Origin of the sequence: Enterobacter cloacae complex sp. AR_0002, from assembly GCF_001922365.1 — a bacterium.
Taxonomy (GTDB): Bacteria; Pseudomonadota; Gammaproteobacteria; order Enterobacterales; family Enterobacteriaceae; genus Enterobacter; species Enterobacter hormaechei_C.
The window spans coordinates 144,416-158,861 of sequence record NZ_CP018814.1 but is presented as its reverse complement, the minus strand read 5'-3'; the positions used below and the strand labels follow the sequence as shown (position 1 = coordinate 158,861).

16 protein-coding genes are annotated in these 14,446 nt (G+C 54.7%); 3 read left to right on the top strand and 13 right to left on the bottom strand.

Annotation, left to right across the window (positions count from 1 at the left end):
• Positions 1-5: 5 nt before the first annotated feature.
• Complete coding sequence (gene murQ / locus AM329_RS00960; RefSeq protein WP_003860700.1) at positions 6-902, bottom strand: N-acetylmuramic acid 6-phosphate etherase; 897 nt, start codon at positions 900-902, stop codon at positions 6-8.
• A 118-nt stretch (positions 903-1,020) separates the two neighbouring features.
• On the opposite strand from murQ, the gene AM329_RS00955 reads away from it, so the two are divergent.
• Together AM329_RS00955 and AM329_RS00950 are read left to right on the top strand one after the other, a co-directional pair.
• Positions 1,021-1,869: a MurR/RpiR family transcriptional regulator gene (locus AM329_RS00955; protein WP_003860702.1), complete on the top strand. Its 849-nt coding sequence runs from the start codon at positions 1,021-1,023 to the stop codon at positions 1,867-1,869.
• A gap of 56 nt (positions 1,870-1,925) precedes the next feature.
• Positions 1,926-2,186 carry a YfhL family 4Fe-4S dicluster ferredoxin gene (locus tag AM329_RS00950; RefSeq protein ID WP_003860704.1) on the top strand — a complete coding sequence of 87 codons (261 nt, stop codon included), beginning with the start codon at positions 1,926-1,928 and terminating at the stop codon, positions 2,184-2,186.
• Here AM329_RS00950 and acpS read toward each other — a convergent pair.
• The 11 genes from acpS to rpoE form a co-directional block, all read right to left on the bottom strand.
• Positions 2,183-2,563 (bottom strand): holo-ACP synthase, encoded by a 381-nt coding sequence (gene acpS, locus AM329_RS00945; RefSeq protein ID WP_003860706.1) that lies wholly within the window; start codon positions 2,561-2,563, stop codon positions 2,183-2,185. The two genes, AM329_RS00950 and acpS, sit on opposite strands and share 4 nt — an antisense overlap.
• Positions 2,563-3,294 carry a pyridoxine 5'-phosphate synthase gene (gene pdxJ, locus AM329_RS00940; RefSeq protein ID WP_003860707.1) on the bottom strand — a complete coding sequence of 244 codons (732 nt, stop codon included), beginning with the start codon at positions 3,292-3,294 and terminating at the stop codon, positions 2,563-2,565. Before pdxJ ends, acpS begins: the two co-directional genes overlap by 1 nt.
• 75 nt (positions 3,295-3,369) lie before the next feature.
• Entirely contained in the window at positions 3,370-4,077 is a 708-nt protein-coding gene (gene recO / locus AM329_RS00935) for a DNA repair protein RecO (RefSeq protein ID WP_003860708.1), read from the bottom strand.
• A 17-nt stretch (positions 4,078-4,094) separates the two neighbouring features.
• Positions 4,095-5,000 (bottom strand): GTPase Era, encoded by a 906-nt coding sequence (gene era, locus AM329_RS00930; RefSeq protein WP_003860709.1) that lies wholly within the window; start codon positions 4,998-5,000, stop codon positions 4,095-4,097.
• Positions 4,997-5,677, bottom strand: a complete 681-nt coding sequence (rnc, locus tag AM329_RS00925) for a ribonuclease III (protein WP_003860711.1) — start codon at positions 5,675-5,677, stop codon at positions 4,997-4,999. Before rnc ends, era begins: the two co-directional genes overlap by 4 nt.
• 223 nt (positions 5,678-5,900) lie before the next feature.
• Positions 5,901-6,875 carry a signal peptidase I gene (lepB, locus tag AM329_RS00920; RefSeq protein WP_003860712.1) on the bottom strand — a complete coding sequence of 325 codons (975 nt, stop codon included), beginning with the start codon at positions 6,873-6,875 and terminating at the stop codon, positions 5,901-5,903.
• A 15-nt stretch (positions 6,876-6,890) separates the two neighbouring features.
• A complete protein-coding gene (gene lepA, locus AM329_RS00915) occupies positions 6,891-8,696 on the bottom strand; it encodes a translation elongation factor 4 (RefSeq protein WP_003860714.1) in 1,806 nt (601 codons plus the stop codon).
• A gap of 185 nt (positions 8,697-8,881) precedes the next feature.
• On the bottom strand, positions 8,882-9,358 hold the full coding sequence (gene rseC, locus AM329_RS00910) for a SoxR-reducing system protein RseC (RefSeq protein WP_003860716.1): 477 nt from the start codon (positions 9,356-9,358) through the stop codon (positions 8,882-8,884).
• Positions 9,355-10,308 carry a sigma-E factor regulatory protein RseB gene (rseB, locus tag AM329_RS00905; RefSeq protein ID WP_003860717.1) on the bottom strand — a complete coding sequence of 318 codons (954 nt, stop codon included), beginning with the start codon at positions 10,306-10,308 and terminating at the stop codon, positions 9,355-9,357. The genes rseC and rseB overlap by 4 nt, the downstream gene beginning before the upstream one ends.
• Positions 10,308-10,958: an anti-sigma-E factor RseA gene (gene rseA / locus AM329_RS00900; RefSeq protein ID WP_032609863.1), complete on the bottom strand. Its 651-nt coding sequence runs from the start codon at positions 10,956-10,958 to the stop codon at positions 10,308-10,310. The genes rseB and rseA overlap by 1 nt, the downstream gene beginning before the upstream one ends.
• Positions 10,959-10,989: 31 nt before the next feature.
• Entirely contained in the window at positions 10,990-11,565 is a 576-nt protein-coding gene (rpoE, locus tag AM329_RS00895) for an RNA polymerase sigma factor RpoE (protein ID WP_006176728.1), read from the bottom strand.
• A gap of 426 nt (positions 11,566-11,991) precedes the next feature.
• Here rpoE and nadB point away from each other — a divergent pair, with 426 nt between their 5' ends.
• The gene (nadB, locus tag AM329_RS00890) at positions 11,992-13,611 is read left to right on the top strand and encodes an L-aspartate oxidase (protein ID WP_003860722.1); all 1,620 of its coding nucleotides are present in this window, start codon (positions 11,992-11,994) and stop codon (positions 13,609-13,611) included.
• Here nadB and AM329_RS00885 read toward each other — a convergent pair.
• Positions 13,596-14,333 carry a tRNA1(Val) (adenine(37)-N6)-methyltransferase gene (locus tag AM329_RS00885; RefSeq protein ID WP_032609866.1) on the bottom strand — a complete coding sequence of 246 codons (738 nt, stop codon included), beginning with the start codon at positions 14,331-14,333 and terminating at the stop codon, positions 13,596-13,598. The genes nadB and AM329_RS00885 overlap by 16 nt on opposite strands.
• Positions 14,334-14,446: the final 113 nt, after the last annotated feature.

Genomic DNA, 14,446 nt, shown 5'->3' with positions numbered 1-14,446 from the left:
GCCTCTTATTGATGTTCTAATGCCGCCCGTAAAAACCCGTGATGGGCTTCAAGCCTGGCTCTGGCCGCGGCTGCATCCAGCCCGGTTAATATCATCAGAATGGCGGGTTTTACATCGTGATCGGTCTGCTGAAGCACCTTTTCCGCCTCTTCACGACTGGCGCCTGTCGCTTCCATCACCATGCGGCAGGCTCTGTCCACCAGCTTGACGTTGGTGGCCTGCATATCCACCATCAGGTTTTGGTAGACCTTGCCAAATTTCACCATCGCGCCGGTGGAGATCATATTGAGCACCAGCTTCTGTGCGGTTCCGGATTTCAGGCGCGTGGAGCCGGTGAGCGCTTCCGGCCCGACGACCGGAGAGATGGCAATGGCGGCCACCTGCGCAATCGGCGAACCCGGGTTACAGGAGATGGCCACCGTGGTACATCCCGTCTGTCTGGCGTATTCCAGCCCACCAATGACGTACGGCGTACGACCAGAAGCCGCCAGCCCGACGACCAGATCCTGCGCGGTCAGGTTCAGCGCCCTGAGATCGTCTTCCCCAAGCTGTTTATTGTCTTCTGCCCCTTCCACCGCTTTCAGCAGCGCGCCGGGGCCACCGGCAATCAGGCCAACGACCAGACCGTGCGGAACGCCAAATGTCGGGGGACATTCTGAGGCATCCAGCACACCGAGGCGCCCACTGGTACCCGCCCCCATATAAATAATGCGTCCTCCTGCTTTCAGAGCGTCGGCAGCGGCGTCTACGGCTTTCGCCACCTCGGGCAATGTCTCTTTGACTGCCAGCGCGACGAGGGTATCCTGTTGATTAAAGCGGTTTACCAGCTCCAGCGTGGACAGTGCATCAAGATCCATGGTTTGCGGGTTACGCGTTTCAGAAACAAGAGAGCCTAGATTCATGTTATTTACCTCTGGAATTTTTAATTCATAATAAACGCACTATAATGGAATATAAAATTCATTCAGGCGAGCATAATTCGTATTTGCGCAGGTAATCACATTTTCGCCAGGAGACCGTATGAACTGTTTAATTCGTATTCGCCAGCGCTACGCAGGGTTTGCCCAGAGTGACAAAAAGCTGGCGGATTATTTACTTTCCCAGCCCGATCGCGCGCGACACCTCAGCTCCCAGCAGCTGGCAGGTGAAGCCGGGGTGAGCCAGTCGAGCGTGGTGAAATTTGCCCAGAAGATAGGCTATAAAGGCTTTCCGGCGCTAAAACTGGCGATCAGTGAAGCACTGGTAAGCAACCCTAATCCGCAGTCAATGCCGGTGCATAACCAGATCCGCGGCGACGATCCGATGCGTCTGGTCGGCGAAAAGCTGATCAAGGAGAACGTGGCGGCAATGCATGCCACGCTGGATGTGAACACGGAAGAGAAGCTGCTGGAAAGCGTAGCCATGCTTCGCGACGCGCGGCGTATTGTGTTGACCGGGATCGGCGCCTCCGGACTGGTTGCGCGTAACTTTGGCTGGAAGCTGACAAAAATCGGCTATAACGCCATCGTTGAACAGGATATGCACGCGCTGCTGGCGACCGTGCAGGCCATGGATCCTGACGATTTACTGCTGGCCATCTCCTATTCCGGCGAGCGGCGTGAAATTAATATGGCTACCGACGAAGCCCTGCGCGTAGGGGGAAAAATTCTGGCGATTACCGGATTTAGCCCGAATGCGCTCCAGCAACGGGCAACCCGCTGCCTGTATACCATTGCCGAGGAACAGGCCACTCGCAGCGCGGCGATTTCGTCGACGAGTGCGCAGATGATGCTGACGGACCTGCTGTTTATGGCGCTGGTTCAACAGGATCTGGAGCGTGCGCCAGAGCGTATTCGGCATAGCGAAGAGCTGGTAAAAAAACTGGTTTGAACAACGAATGAGCGTATAATGCCCGCCCTGTTTGTGTTGTTTCTGAGAATTTCCTGATGGCGCTGTTAATCACCAAAAAATGCATCAACTGCGATATGTGCGAACCCGAATGCCCGAACGAGGCGATTTCGATGGGCGACAGCATTTATGAGATTAACAGCGACCGCTGCACCGAGTGCATTGGCCACTATGAGACGCCGACCTGCCAGAAGGTGTGCCCCATTCCCAATACGATCTTAAAAGATCCGGCACATGTCGAGAACGAAGAACAGCTGTGGGATAAGTTTGTCCTGATGCACCATGCGGACAAAATTTAACCTTCGATAATCACCGTCGCACAGGCGTAGTGGCGTTCATCTGCAAGCGTTACGTGCATGTGCGCCACGCCCAGCTTTTCCGCCAGCTTAAGCGCCTCGCCCCATAAACGCAGACGTGGCTTACCCAGCTCATCGTTAAACACTTCAAACTGGTTAAACGCCAGGCCGTTACGAATGCCCGTGCCGAACGCTTTCGCCGCCGCCTCTTTTACCGCGAAACGCTTTGCCAGAAAGCGCACCGGCTGCTGATGCGCCTCCCAGATAGCCCATTCGTTATCGCTCAGCACGCGTCTTGCGAGGCGATCGCCGCTCCGGGCGATCACCGCTTCAATGCGGGCTATTTCAACGATGTCGGTGCCTAAGCCCAGAATAGCCATTACTGACGCGCTTCCAGCATCAGGCGCTTCATCTCGGAAACCGCTTCTTTCAGGCCGCTCATCACCGCACGGCCAATGATAGCGTGGCCGATGTTCAGCTCGTGCATTTCCGGCAGGGCAGCGATGGCTTTTACGTTGTGATAGGTCAGGCCGTGACCGGCGTTAACCTTCAGTCCCAGGCTCGCGGCGTAGGTTGCCGCTTTGGCGATCCGCTCCAGCTCTTTCGCCTGCGCTGCGTCGTTTTCAGCATCGGCATAGCAGCCGGTGTGAATTTCAATATACGGCGCGCCCACGTCGGCAGCGGCTTTAATCTGGGTGAAATCGGCGTCGATAAACAGTGAAACCAGGATACCGGCATCCGCCAGGCGTTTGCAGGCATCGCGCATTTTGTCGAGCTGCCCGGCCACATCCAGACCGCCTTCGGTGGTCACTTCCTGTCGTTTTTCCGGCACCAGGCAGCAGAAATGCGGCTTCGTATCGCAGGCAATCGTCAGCATCTCTTCCGTTACTGCCATCTCCAGATTCATGCGGGTATCCAGCGTCTGGCGCAGGATACGCACGTCGCGATCGGTGATGTGGCGACGGTCTTCACGCAGATGGACGGTAATGCCGTCCGCCCCAGCCTGCTCGGCGATAAACGCCGCCTGAACCGGATCCGGATACGCCGTGCCGCGCGCGTTGCGCAGGGTGGCAATGTGATCGATGTTGACGCCTAACAGTAATTCAGCCATGACAATCCTCGGTATTTTTGTTCATTTACCTTCTCCCTCTCCCTCCGGGAGAGGGCTGGGGTGAGGGGTAAAACATTAGCGTTTCGGCATAAACTGCCTGAATAATTCGCGGCTCTTTAAAGGTTTGCCCCCAAGATACGGCTTGAGCGCAATTCGGGTAAAGCGTTTTGCCGCACGCAGGGTGTCGGCGTCCGGGAACTCGCGTTCATACAGTGCTCTGAGCTGGCGCCCGGTAAAGGTGCTGTTATCGACGACGACACTGGCAATAAAGCCCTTTTCCTCACGATAGCGATAGGTCATGGTATCTTCTACCTCGTCCCCACTCCCCGCGCAGTGCAGAAAATCAACACCGTATCCAAGGTGACCGAGCAGCGCCAGCTCGAAACGACGCAGCACAGGCTCAGGAGTGCCGGTTGCGCCAGCGAGCGACTGGATACAGTGCAGGTAATCAAAGAAAAGTTCAGAGAAGCGGGTCTCATGTTCAAGCACCCGTGAGATGAGTTCGTTGACGTACAAACCGCTGTAGAGCGTGATACCAGAAAGAGGAAGCGCGAGGGAAACGGCTTCAGCACTGCGCAGGGTTTTGACTTCCCCTCGCCCGCCAAAGCGGACCAGCAGTGGGGTGAAAGGCTGCAAGGCACCTTTGAGATTAGAACGTCTGGAACGTGCGCCTTTGGCAACAAGGCGCACGCGACCGGACTCTTCCGTGAAGACGTCCAGCATCAGGCTGGTTTCGCTCCAGGGACGACTATGCAGGACAAAGGCGCGCTGCCATCCATCCATATGCTCGTCGTCTTAGGTTACTGATCTTCGCCGTAACCGAGGCTGCGCAGCGCACGCTCATCATCGGCCCAGCCAGATTTCACTTTCACCCACAGTTCCAGGTGAACCGGTGCTTCAAACATGTCCTGCATGTCTTTACGGGCTTCGATTCCGATAGTTTTGATCTTGGCACCTTTATTACCGATCACCATCTTCTTCTGCCCTTCACGCTCAACGAGGATCAGACCGTTAATATCGTAACCGCCGCGCTCGTTGCTCTGGAAACGCTCGATCTCCACCGTCACAGAGTACGGCAGTTCAGCGCCCAGGAAACGCATCAGCTTCTCACGGATGATTTCAGACGCCATAAAACGCTGAGAGCGATCGGTGATGTAGTCCTCAGGGAAGTGATGAGTCGCTTCCGGCAGATGCTTGCGCACGATGCCCGCGATGGTATCAACGTTCAGACCCGTCTCCGCAGACAGCGGGACGATGTCCAGGAAGTTCATCTGGCTGCCCAGCCATTGCAGGTGCGGCAGCAGATCGGCTTTTTCCTGCACATTGTCCACTTTATTGACCGCAAGGATCACCGGCGTTTTGCCGTCGCGCAGCTTGTTCAGGACCATTTCGTCGTCCGGCGTCCAGCGGGTGCCTTCCACAACGAAAATCACCAGCTCTACGTCGCCAATGGAGCTGCTCGCCGCCTTGTTCATCAGACGGTTGATGGCGCGCTTCTCTTCCATGTGCAGGCCCGGGGTATCGACGTAAATCGCCTGATACGCGCCTTCAGTATGGATACCGACGATGCGGTGACGCGTGGTCTGCGCCTTACGCGAGGTGATAGAAATCTTCTGCCCAAGCAGATTATTCAGCAGGGTGGATTTGCCAACGTTCGGACGTCCGACGATGGCAATAAATCCGCAATAGGTTTTGTCGATGCTCATTCCAGCTCCAGCATTTTTAACGCCTGTTCGGCGGCAGCCTGTTCAGCCTTACGACGGCTTGAACCCGTGCCGACCACCGGTTCACTCAGGCCACTGACCTGGCAATGGATGGTAAATTCCTGATCGTGCGCTTCGCCACGTACCTGCACCACCAGATAGGATGGCAGCGGCAGATGACGACCCTGCAAATATTCTTGCAGACGCGTTTTAGGATCTTTTTGTTTATCGCCCGGGCTGATTTCGTCCAGGCGGGTCTGATACCAGTTCAGGATCAGCTTTTCTACGGTCTGTATATCGCTGTCCAGGAACACGCCACCGATCAATGCCTCGACCGTATCGGCAAGGATGGATTCACGACGGAAACCACCACTTTTCAGCTCACCTGGCCCCAGACGCAGACATTCACCCAGCTCAAACTCGCGTGCGATTTCAGCGAGGGTATTGCCGCGCACCAGCGTGGCGCGCATGCGGCTCATATCACCTTCGTCCACACGCGGAAAACGATGATAAAGCGCATTTGCAATCACGAAACTTAAAATAGAGTCGCCTAAAAACTCGAGACGCTCATTATGTTTGCTGCTGGCACTGCGATGGGTTAATGCCTGTTGCAACAACTCCTGATGATGAAAAGTGTAGCCCAGCTTCCGTTGAAGCCGATTAATTACGATGGGGTTCATGCGATACCAATAAATGAATGCGTCAAAAATGCAGCACACGAAACCGACCTGAGAAAACCAACGCGGTTTCGTGTGCCGTGGCACCTTTGCAGGGCCAACCTTAAACTTCGGGGGAATATTCTATACACAACGACAGGGGATGTCGTTAGTTCAAAGAGATTTATCGCTGAAATAATTCACGTAGCGGCGAATAAAAGCCGCTACGTGTTATTTTTGACGAAAATTAATGAATTCCGCCAATACGATTCAGGCGAACGCCGGTCGGCCACTCGCCTTCCTGCTTCTCAAAACTCATCCAGATAGCGGTTGCTTTACCGACCAGATTCGCTTCCGGCACAAAGCCCCAGTAACGGCTGTCCGCAGAGTTATCGCGGTTGTCACCCATCATGAAGTAATGTCCCGGCGGCACAATCCAGGTCGCCAGCTGTTGGCCTGGCTGCTGGTAGTACATTGCCAGTTGATCCTGTGCGATTGGCACGGTCAGAATGCGGTGAGTGACATCGCCCAGCGTCTCTTTCCGTTCAACCAGACGAATACCGTTCTCTTTGGTTTCACCTTTTGGCACCTGGAAGAATCCGCTGGTCGCTTCACCGCCGTTACGGCGGGCAAAGGTCTGCACAAAATCACTTGGCTCAACGTTGGAGTAAGTGACTGGCAGCGCATTTTCACATGCAGTTCCAGAGCTACAGCCTGGCTGAATGGTCACCTCTTTCGCCACCGGATCGTAGGTCACTTTATCGCCCGGCAGACCTACCGCGCGTTTAATATAATCCAGCCGTGGATCTTCCGGATATTTAAACACCACGATGTCGCCACGTTTCGGATGACCCGTTTCGATCAGCGTTTTCTGGTAGATCGGATCTTTGATGCCATAGGCAAACTTCTCAACCAGAATGAAATCACCGATCAGCAGCGTTGGCATCATCGATCCTGACGGGATCTGGAACGGTTCATAGATAAAAGAACGCACCACCAGCACAATCGCCAGCACCGGGAATACCGATGCCCCTGTTTCCAGCCAGCCCGGTTTTGGGCCGACTTTTTTCAGGGTTTTCGCGTCCAGCGCATCGCCCGTGGCTGCCTGCGCGGCAGCCTGACGTTCACGGCGTTTTGGGGCGAAGATAAACTTATCCAGGCACCACAACAGACCTGTCACCAGGGTAGCGATGACCAGGATCAGGGCAAACATGTTCGCCATGCCAACTCCTTAAGGTTATTTACCGTTACCGTCTTTACCAACATGAAGGATGGCAAGGAATGCTTCCTGCGGCAGCTCAACGTTACCGACCTGCTTCATACGCTTCTTACCTTCTTTCTGCTTCTGCAACAGCTTTTTCTTACGGCTGACGTCGCCGCCATAGCACTTAGCCAGAACGTTTTTACGCAGCTGCTTCACGGTTGAACGGGCAATGATGTGGTTACCAATGGCCGCCTGAATCGCAATGTCAAACTGCTGACGCGGGATGAGATCTTTCATCTTCTCAACCAGCTCACGACCACGGTACGGTGCGTTATCGTTGTGGGTGATCAGCGCCAGGGCATCAACACGCTCGCCGTTGATCAGTACATCCACGCGAACCATGTTCGAGGCCTGGAAGCGTTTGAAGTTGTAGTCCAGCGACGCATAGCCACGGGAGGTAGACTTCAGACGGTCGAAGAAGTCGAGCACTACTTCCGCCATCGGAATTTCATAGGTCAGCGCCACCTGGTTACCGTGGTAAACCATGTTGGTCTGCACGCCACGCTTCTCAATACACAGGGTGATCACGTTGCCGAGGAACTCCTGCGGCAGCAGCATGTGACACTCTGCGATAGGCTCGCGCAGTTCCTGAATATTATTCAGCGGCGGGAGCTTGGACGGGCTGTCGACGTAGATCACCTCTTTCGACGTGGTTTCTACTTCGTAGACAACCGTCGGGGCGGTGGTGATCAGATCCAGATCGTATTCACGCTCCAGACGTTCCTGAATGATCTCCATGTGCAGCAGACCGAGGAAGCCACAGCGGAAGCCGAAGCCCAGCGCCGTTGAGCTTTCTGGCTCGTAGAACAGGGAGGCATCGTTGAGGCTCAGCTTTCCGAGCGCATCGCGGAAGTTTTCGTAATCGTCAGAGCTGACCGGGAACAGACCCGCATAAACCTGCGGTTTCACCTTTTTGAAGCCTGGCAGCGCTTTATCTGCCGGGTTACGTGCACCGGTCAGGGTATCACCCACCGGCGCGCCGAGGATGTCTTTAATGGCACAGACCAGCCAGCCCACTTCGCCGCATTTCAGCTCGGTACGGTCAACCTGTTTTGGCGTGAAGATGCCCAGACGGTCAGCGTTGTAGACCTGGCCGGTGCTCATGACCTTGATTTTGTCGCCTTTACGCATGGTGCCGTTTTTAATACGCACCAGCGAAACAACGCCGAGGTAGTTATCAAACCAGGAGTCGATGATCAGCGCCTGTAGCGGCGCATCCGGGTCACCTTCCGGCGGCGGAATATCACGCACCAGACGTTCCAGTACATCCGGAACACCGACGCCGGTTTTCGCCGAGCAGCGCACTGCATCGGTCGCATCAATACCGACGATGTCTTCAATCTCTTCCGCTACGCGCTCAGGATCGGCGGCTGGCAGGTCGATTTTATTCAGAACCGGCACCACTTCGAGATCCATTTCCATGGCGGTGTAGCAGTTTGCCAGCGTCTGGGCCTCTACGCCCTGTCCGGCATCCACCACCAGCAGCGCGCCTTCGCAGGCCGCCAGCGAGCGTGACACTTCATAAGAGAAGTCAACGTGCCCTGGGGTGTCGATAAAGTTCAGCTGATAGGTTTCACCATCGGAAGCTTTATAGTCGAGCGTCACGCTCTGCGCTTTGATGGTAATACCGCGTTCGCGTTCCAGGTCCATGGAGTCCAGAACCTGGGCTGCCATTTCACGATCAGACAGGCCACCGCAAATCTGGATAATACGGTCAGACAGCGTCGACTTACCGTGGTCAATGTGAGCAATGATCGAAAAGTTACGTATGTTCTTCATATAGTTAAATAATTATGCCTTACGAATTCCTGGAGGCCGCTGTTCTTAGCCTGACGTTTTTCAGTGCGAAAACGCAGCATTCTACACTACATCCTCGTCAGCTGGAACTGCACTTAGAGCCAGGTATAGCGCGAAGAGACGGCGTTTTCTTTATGGCGATGTAAATAATAATAAAGCCCGGCAGATCACCGGGCCTCAGAAGAGAGCGTCTCAACACGAAGTTGGTCGGGTGCCAGTGCAACGCTGAGGATGACAGGCTGCCACGCTTCCCGGGCGGCAAGCCTTGGGGAAACGCCTTTAGCAAGCCAGAACCCGCCCACGCCGCCCAACGCGGCCCCGCACATGGCGGCCAAATCTGTGCCGAACAGCATCTGGAAAACCCCGCCCATCACGAACAGGCCTGCGAGCGGAGAAAGGTAAACCAGCATGGCGGAAGTGAGCAGGCTACCTTCAGCGATGCCGAGCTCCACTTTTTGCCCTGCCACCAGCGGCTGAGCGCTCGGCACAGTAATAGTGTGCGACGTTTGCGGCCCCAGCTTATTCAACACGCGGCTGCCGCAACCGGCTCGCGAAGCGCAACTGCTGCATGATGCTTTAACGTCACAGCTAACAAGCGCTACGCCATCCTGCCAAGATACGACCGTGGCCCACTCTTTAATCATTGCGCAGCCCTGAATTTAATGCTGTCTGAAATACGTTTTGCCGTTGGCGGCGGTAATTCACCGACAATGGTAATTTCCGCATTATCGCGCACCGTCGTGCTGACCGTCCGGCGACCGGTACGGAGCATCTGTTCGGAACTGTTCGCCGTAGCGCGATTAATATTCACCGAGAAGCTAAACAGCCCATCGGAATAGAGTCGCGACTCAACCGGAGTTTCGATAGTAGGCAGCTGGCGACGACTGCTGGAAACTTCGCTGAACCCTTGCGGGATCCAGGATGGTACCCAGTTAAAATTGACAGAATCGCCGGCAGGCACGGAAAGCAAAGGCGGCAGGCTGGCTTTGGCCAGATTCTGCATGCTGTTGCCGACCTGACTGTTTACGTCAAAGGAGATCACACGGAACTGCTCCAGCGTTTCACCGTCGCGATCGAGCAGATCAACGCGCATCGGCAGCTTCGTCTCTGCGTCAATCCAGACGATATAGCTGTAACGCGTCCCATCCCGCGCAACAACGCGGATCACTTCGCACAGCCTGTCGGCAATACGCGTTCGCCCCACCGAGATAAAATCATAGTAGGGGGCGAGACGTTTAAAATCGGTGTAAATGAGCGACGGCAGGGAGTCAACGATGTAGTCACCATTGAGCGTAAACGGCTCAAGGCCAGGCTCGAAATAGCTGATTTCGTTCCCACGCTGGACCACTTCCCGACGCGGGCCATCCATCTGTAAAAGCTGGGCGAGCGGCTGGTTATCAAGGCGGGCGTGGCGATAGCGTAACGATTCGACACCCTGCTTGTTGATGCTGATAAATGCCAACTCGTAATTGAGTGACTGGCTGGCCAGATTCATTTGCTGCAACAACGCCCCGGATGAAACATCAGCCGAGGCGTTAGCAGAGAAGAACAGGCTACCCGCCATCAAAGACATGGCGAACCAAAGTTGCTTCATTACTGCGATTGCGTTCCTAAAGTTTGGTTTCCTGGCACCTGCACAGCAGCCTGCTGGGTTTGGGCCTGCTCAAACTGAAGCTGCTCGGAGTGCAGACGGCGCTGCAACTCGTAATCCTGCAACATCGCATTAATGCGACGGCGCTGCTCCTGTACCTGCTGTTGCTGTCCGCCGCTTGCGGAGGCATCTGCCGGTACGCCCAGGCTAACCGGGCTGGCTTTACCCATCATCGGCAGCGTATTAAACACTGGCGCTTCAGGTTGCTGATTGGCTTCAGACTGAGTGTTATAGTGCTGGACCCCAACGATAACTGCAAGCGATACGCACGCAGCGACCCCCATCTGGGTGAGCTGGCTGGCCCATGGACGCACCTTGTGCCAGAACGGCATTTTCTGCCACTGGTGAGGTGCAGGCTGCGCTTCAGGAATCAGCGGCGTGGTCTGAAGAACAGGTTCGTTCTCAATGGCCGCCATAACGCGTGCTGAGATATCGAAATGGAGAACCTCACTGGTATCACCGCGCAGCGTGTCGCGGATAAGATGATAGCTCTCCCAGGTCTGTTGCATTTCGGGAGAATGAGACAACTCATCGAGCAGCTCATTATCCAGCGTTTCACCATCCATTAAAGCGGAAAGTTTTTCTTTCTGCATGCCTAATACCTTTTCCAGTATCCCGCTATCGTCAACGCCTGATAAGCGGTTGAACTTTATTATCAATGGCTTCTCGCGCACGGAAAATTCGTGAACGAACCGTGCCGACCGGACAATCCATGATGGCGGCTATCTCTTCATAGCTTAGGCCATCCAGCTCCCGTAACGTAATTGCCATGCGTAAATCTTCCGGGAGCGACTCGATCGTGCGAAAAACGATTTGTCTCAGTTCTTCTGACAACATTAAGTTCTCAGGGTTCGAAATTTCTTTCAGCGCGCCGCCACTTTCGAAGTTTTCTGCGTCGATAGCGTCAACATCACTTGAAGGCGGACGCCGGCCCTGAGCAACCAAATAATTCTTAGCCGTATTGACTGCAATACGATACAGCCAGGTATAAAAAGCACTATCCCCCCGGAATGAATCCAGCGCGCGATAGGCCTTAATAAAAGACTCTTGTACAACATCAGGAACATCGCCTGACGGTACATAGCGGGAAACCAGACTCGCTACCTTATGCTGGTAGCGCACCACCAGTAGGTTAAAAGCTTTCTGATCTCCCTTCTGGACCCGTTCAACCAGGACCTGGTCCGTTAACTGCTCGCTCATCCGAGGTAATGTCTCCCCAAACCAAATTCCACGCGTTATCGAAACGCCACTCTAACAACATTGCACTTTGAGCAAGCACCGAATTAGAGTGTCTGTTCTTCAATAAGTTCCGTAACGCCTTTGTTTTTGTTCATCGCGCCGCAGACCATTCATTTTCTCTCATTATAAGTCTGTTCACGATACGCACCCGCTTTCTGACAAGAATCATTAACTTTATCGTCAGAAGAGTAACGCAACACAGGCTTTATTTCACCACAAAATCTGAAGCTAACGATCTGCTTCGCAAAATATTTCCGGCCATTTAGCGCAGATTTAACCTCCGGGATTCCGTTTAGTCATTGCAACACACCTCAAAAAAAACGTGCGATATCTCGCATCGCAATGCTATTCTCCCCCACACCATGTTTAGTAAATTAAACAAACATCATGAACACGACGCCTGAACTTCATTGTGATGTACTGATCATTGGCAGCGGTGCTGCCGGCCTCTCCCTCGCACTGCGCCTGGCGGAACATCAGAACGTAATCGTGCTGAGTAAAGGGCCGATGAGCGAAGGTTCCACCTTCTATGCACAAGGCGGTATTGCCGCGGTGTTTGATGAAACGGATAGCATTGCCTCGCACGTAGAAGACACCCTGATTGCCGGTGCCGGGATCGTGGATGAGCATGCCGCAGAGTTTGTCGCCAGCAATGCCCGCCACTGCGTGCAATGGCTTATCGATCAGGGCGTGCTGTTTGATACGCAGGTTCAGCCTAATGGTGAAGAGAGCTATCACCTGACCCGTGAAGGCGGGCACAGCCACCGCCGTATTCTGCACGCTGCTGATGCAACCGGAAAAGCGGTTGAAACCACGCTGGTCAGCAAAGCCCTCAGCCATCCCAATATTCGGGTGCTGGAGCGCAGCAACGCCGTCGACCTGATTATTTCCGATAAAATTGGCCTGCCCGGCACGCGCCGTGTTGTCGGCGCATGGGTGTGGAATCGGAATAAAGAGAAGGTGGAAACCTGCCAGGCAAAAGCCGTTGTGCTGGCCACCGGCGGCGCCTCCAAGGTTTACCAGTACACGACTAACCCGGATATCGCCTCCGGAGACGGTATCGCCATGGCCTGGCGCGCAGGTTGCCGCGTGGCGAATCTGGAGTTTAACCAGTTCCATCCTACCGCCCTGTTCCACCCGCAGGCGCGTAACTTCCTGTTAACTGAAGCGTTGCGTGGCGAAGGCGCGTATCTGAAGCGTCCGGACGGTTCCAGGTTTATGCCGGACTTCGACCCCCGAGGTGAACTGGCACCGCGGGATATCGTGGCCCGCGCCATTGACCACGAGATGAAGCGGCTTGGCGTGGACTGTATGTATCTGGACATTAGCCATAAACCGGCAGACTTTATTCGCCAGCACTTCCCGATGATTTATGAAAAGCTGCTGAGTCTGGGTATTGATCTAACCCGCGATCCGGTGCCGATTGTACCTGCCGCCCACTATACCTGTGGCGGAGTGATGGTTGACGATCATGGTCGTACCGACGTGGATGGTTTGTATGCGATCGGCGAGGTCAGCTATACCGGCCTGCATGGTGCGAATCGCATGGCCTCAAACTCGCTGCTGGAGTGTCTGGTGTATGGGTGGTCGGCTGCGGAAGATATTACCAAACGCATGCCCTATGCACGTCCGACAACACACTTGCCGGCATGGGATGAAAGTCGGGTAGAAAACCCGGACGAACTGGTGGTAATCCAGCATAACTGGCACGAGCTGCGGCTTTTCATGTGGGATTATGTCGGGATTGTACGTACAACGAAGCGTCTGGAACGCGCGTTACGCCGCATCATGATGTTGCAGCAGGAAATCGATGAATATTACGCCAACTTCCGCGTTTCCAATAATCTGCTGGAGCTGCGCAACCTTGTGCAGGTTGCCGAGCTGATTGTGCGCTGTGCAATGATGCGCAAAGAGAGCCGTGGCCTGCATTATACGCTGGACTATCCCGAACCGCTTGAAACGTCCGGGCCGTCGGTGTTGACGCCGCAGGTTCACATAAACAGATAAAAGGCCTGGGTCAGAGCTGTGTAATCTTCGGAATAACGCTGGTCTGGCCCACGAATGACCATCCTGTCGATAAAGCACTCGCCCTCTTTCGGCGAGAGTGCCAGCAACACGCGGTGCGGTAAGTGTCCTTCCGTATCCGAAATATCGGTACGAAGACGCAGATTCCAGCCGATCTCATGTGCGATCTCAATGAAGGTATTACCCGTGCTTACAGGCAAGACCACGCAGAAAAATCCCTCTTCCGAGATGAGCTCCGCCGCACTGGTCAGTAGCGCCTTGTGATCGAGCGAGCCGGTGTAACGTGCCTGCTCGCGTTCCGGCGTGCCACATTCCACGCCTGGCGTGAAATATGGCGGATTGCTGACAATCAAATCGTAACGCGCGGTCTGCTCCGGCGCCCAGGTCAGGACATCGGCGCATTCTACCCTGATGCGTTCTGCCCACGGAGAGTCGGCAGCGTTTTCACTTGCCTGCCGGGCCGCCTGAGGATCAAGCTCAACGGCATCGATCGTGACGTGTTCTTCCGTTCGCTGCGCCAGCATCAGCGCCTGAAGTCCGCTGCCCGTACCAATATCCAGAATGCGTTTTACACCTGCGACAGGAGCCCATGCCCCCAGTAAAATACCGTCTGTACCGACTTTCATCGCACAACGATCGTGCGCCACAAAAAACTGTTTAAACGTAAAACCATCGCGGCGCAACTGCGCTTTGAGTTGAGACATGTCAGGGCAACCTTCTGAGTGAAACTGGAGTAGCATAGGGGAAAGCGAAGTGGTCGAAAAGCGATATCCATACAAACAGATGAAGATTACAGCCGTAACGTCTATAATCAGCG

What these genes read in the sequence shown, in the direction of transcription:
- rseC (WP_003860716.1), bottom strand. Translation starts at nt 9,358, where the DNA reads ATGATTAAAGAGTGGGCCACGGTCGTATCTTGGCAGGATGGCGTAGCG.
- AM329_RS00950 (WP_003860704.1), top strand. Translation starts at nt 1,926, where the DNA reads ATGGCGCTGTTAATCACCAAAAAATGCATCAACTGCGATATGTGCGAA.
- lepA (WP_003860714.1), bottom strand. Translation starts at nt 8,696, where the DNA reads ATGAAGAACATACGTAACTTTTCGATCATTGCTCACATTGACCACGGT.
- rpoE (WP_006176728.1), bottom strand. Translation starts at nt 11,565, where the DNA reads ATGAGCGAGCAGTTAACGGACCAGGTCCTGGTTGAACGGGTCCAGAAG.
- AM329_RS00885 (WP_032609866.1), bottom strand. Translation starts at nt 14,333, where the DNA reads ATGTCTCAACTCAAAGCGCAGTTGCGCCGCGATGGTTTTACGTTTAAA.
- rseA (WP_032609863.1), bottom strand. Translation starts at nt 10,958, where the DNA reads ATGCAGAAAGAAAAACTTTCCGCTTTAATGGATGGTGAAACGCTGGAT.
- rseB (WP_003860717.1), bottom strand. Translation starts at nt 10,308, where the DNA reads ATGAAGCAACTTTGGTTCGCCATGTCTTTGATGGCGGGTAGCCTGTTC.
- nadB (WP_003860722.1), top strand. Translation starts at nt 11,992, where the DNA reads ATGAACACGACGCCTGAACTTCATTGTGATGTACTGATCATTGGCAGC.
- AM329_RS00955 (WP_003860702.1), top strand. Translation starts at nt 1,021, where the DNA reads ATGAACTGTTTAATTCGTATTCGCCAGCGCTACGCAGGGTTTGCCCAG.
- recO (WP_003860708.1), bottom strand. Translation starts at nt 4,077, where the DNA reads ATGGATGGATGGCAGCGCGCCTTTGTCCTGCATAGTCGTCCCTGGAGC.
- murQ (WP_003860700.1), bottom strand. Translation starts at nt 902, where the DNA reads ATGAATCTAGGCTCTCTTGTTTCTGAAACGCGTAACCCGCAAACCATG.
- lepB (WP_003860712.1), bottom strand. Translation starts at nt 6,875, where the DNA reads ATGGCGAACATGTTTGCCCTGATCCTGGTCATCGCTACCCTGGTGACA.
- acpS (WP_003860706.1), bottom strand. Translation starts at nt 2,563, where the DNA reads ATGGCTATTCTGGGCTTAGGCACCGACATCGTTGAAATAGCCCGCATT.
- era (WP_003860709.1), bottom strand. Translation starts at nt 5,000, where the DNA reads ATGAGCATCGACAAAACCTATTGCGGATTTATTGCCATCGTCGGACGT.
- rnc (WP_003860711.1), bottom strand. Translation starts at nt 5,677, where the DNA reads ATGAACCCCATCGTAATTAATCGGCTTCAACGGAAGCTGGGCTACACT.
- pdxJ (WP_003860707.1), bottom strand. Translation starts at nt 3,294, where the DNA reads ATGGCTGAATTACTGTTAGGCGTCAACATCGATCACATTGCCACCCTG.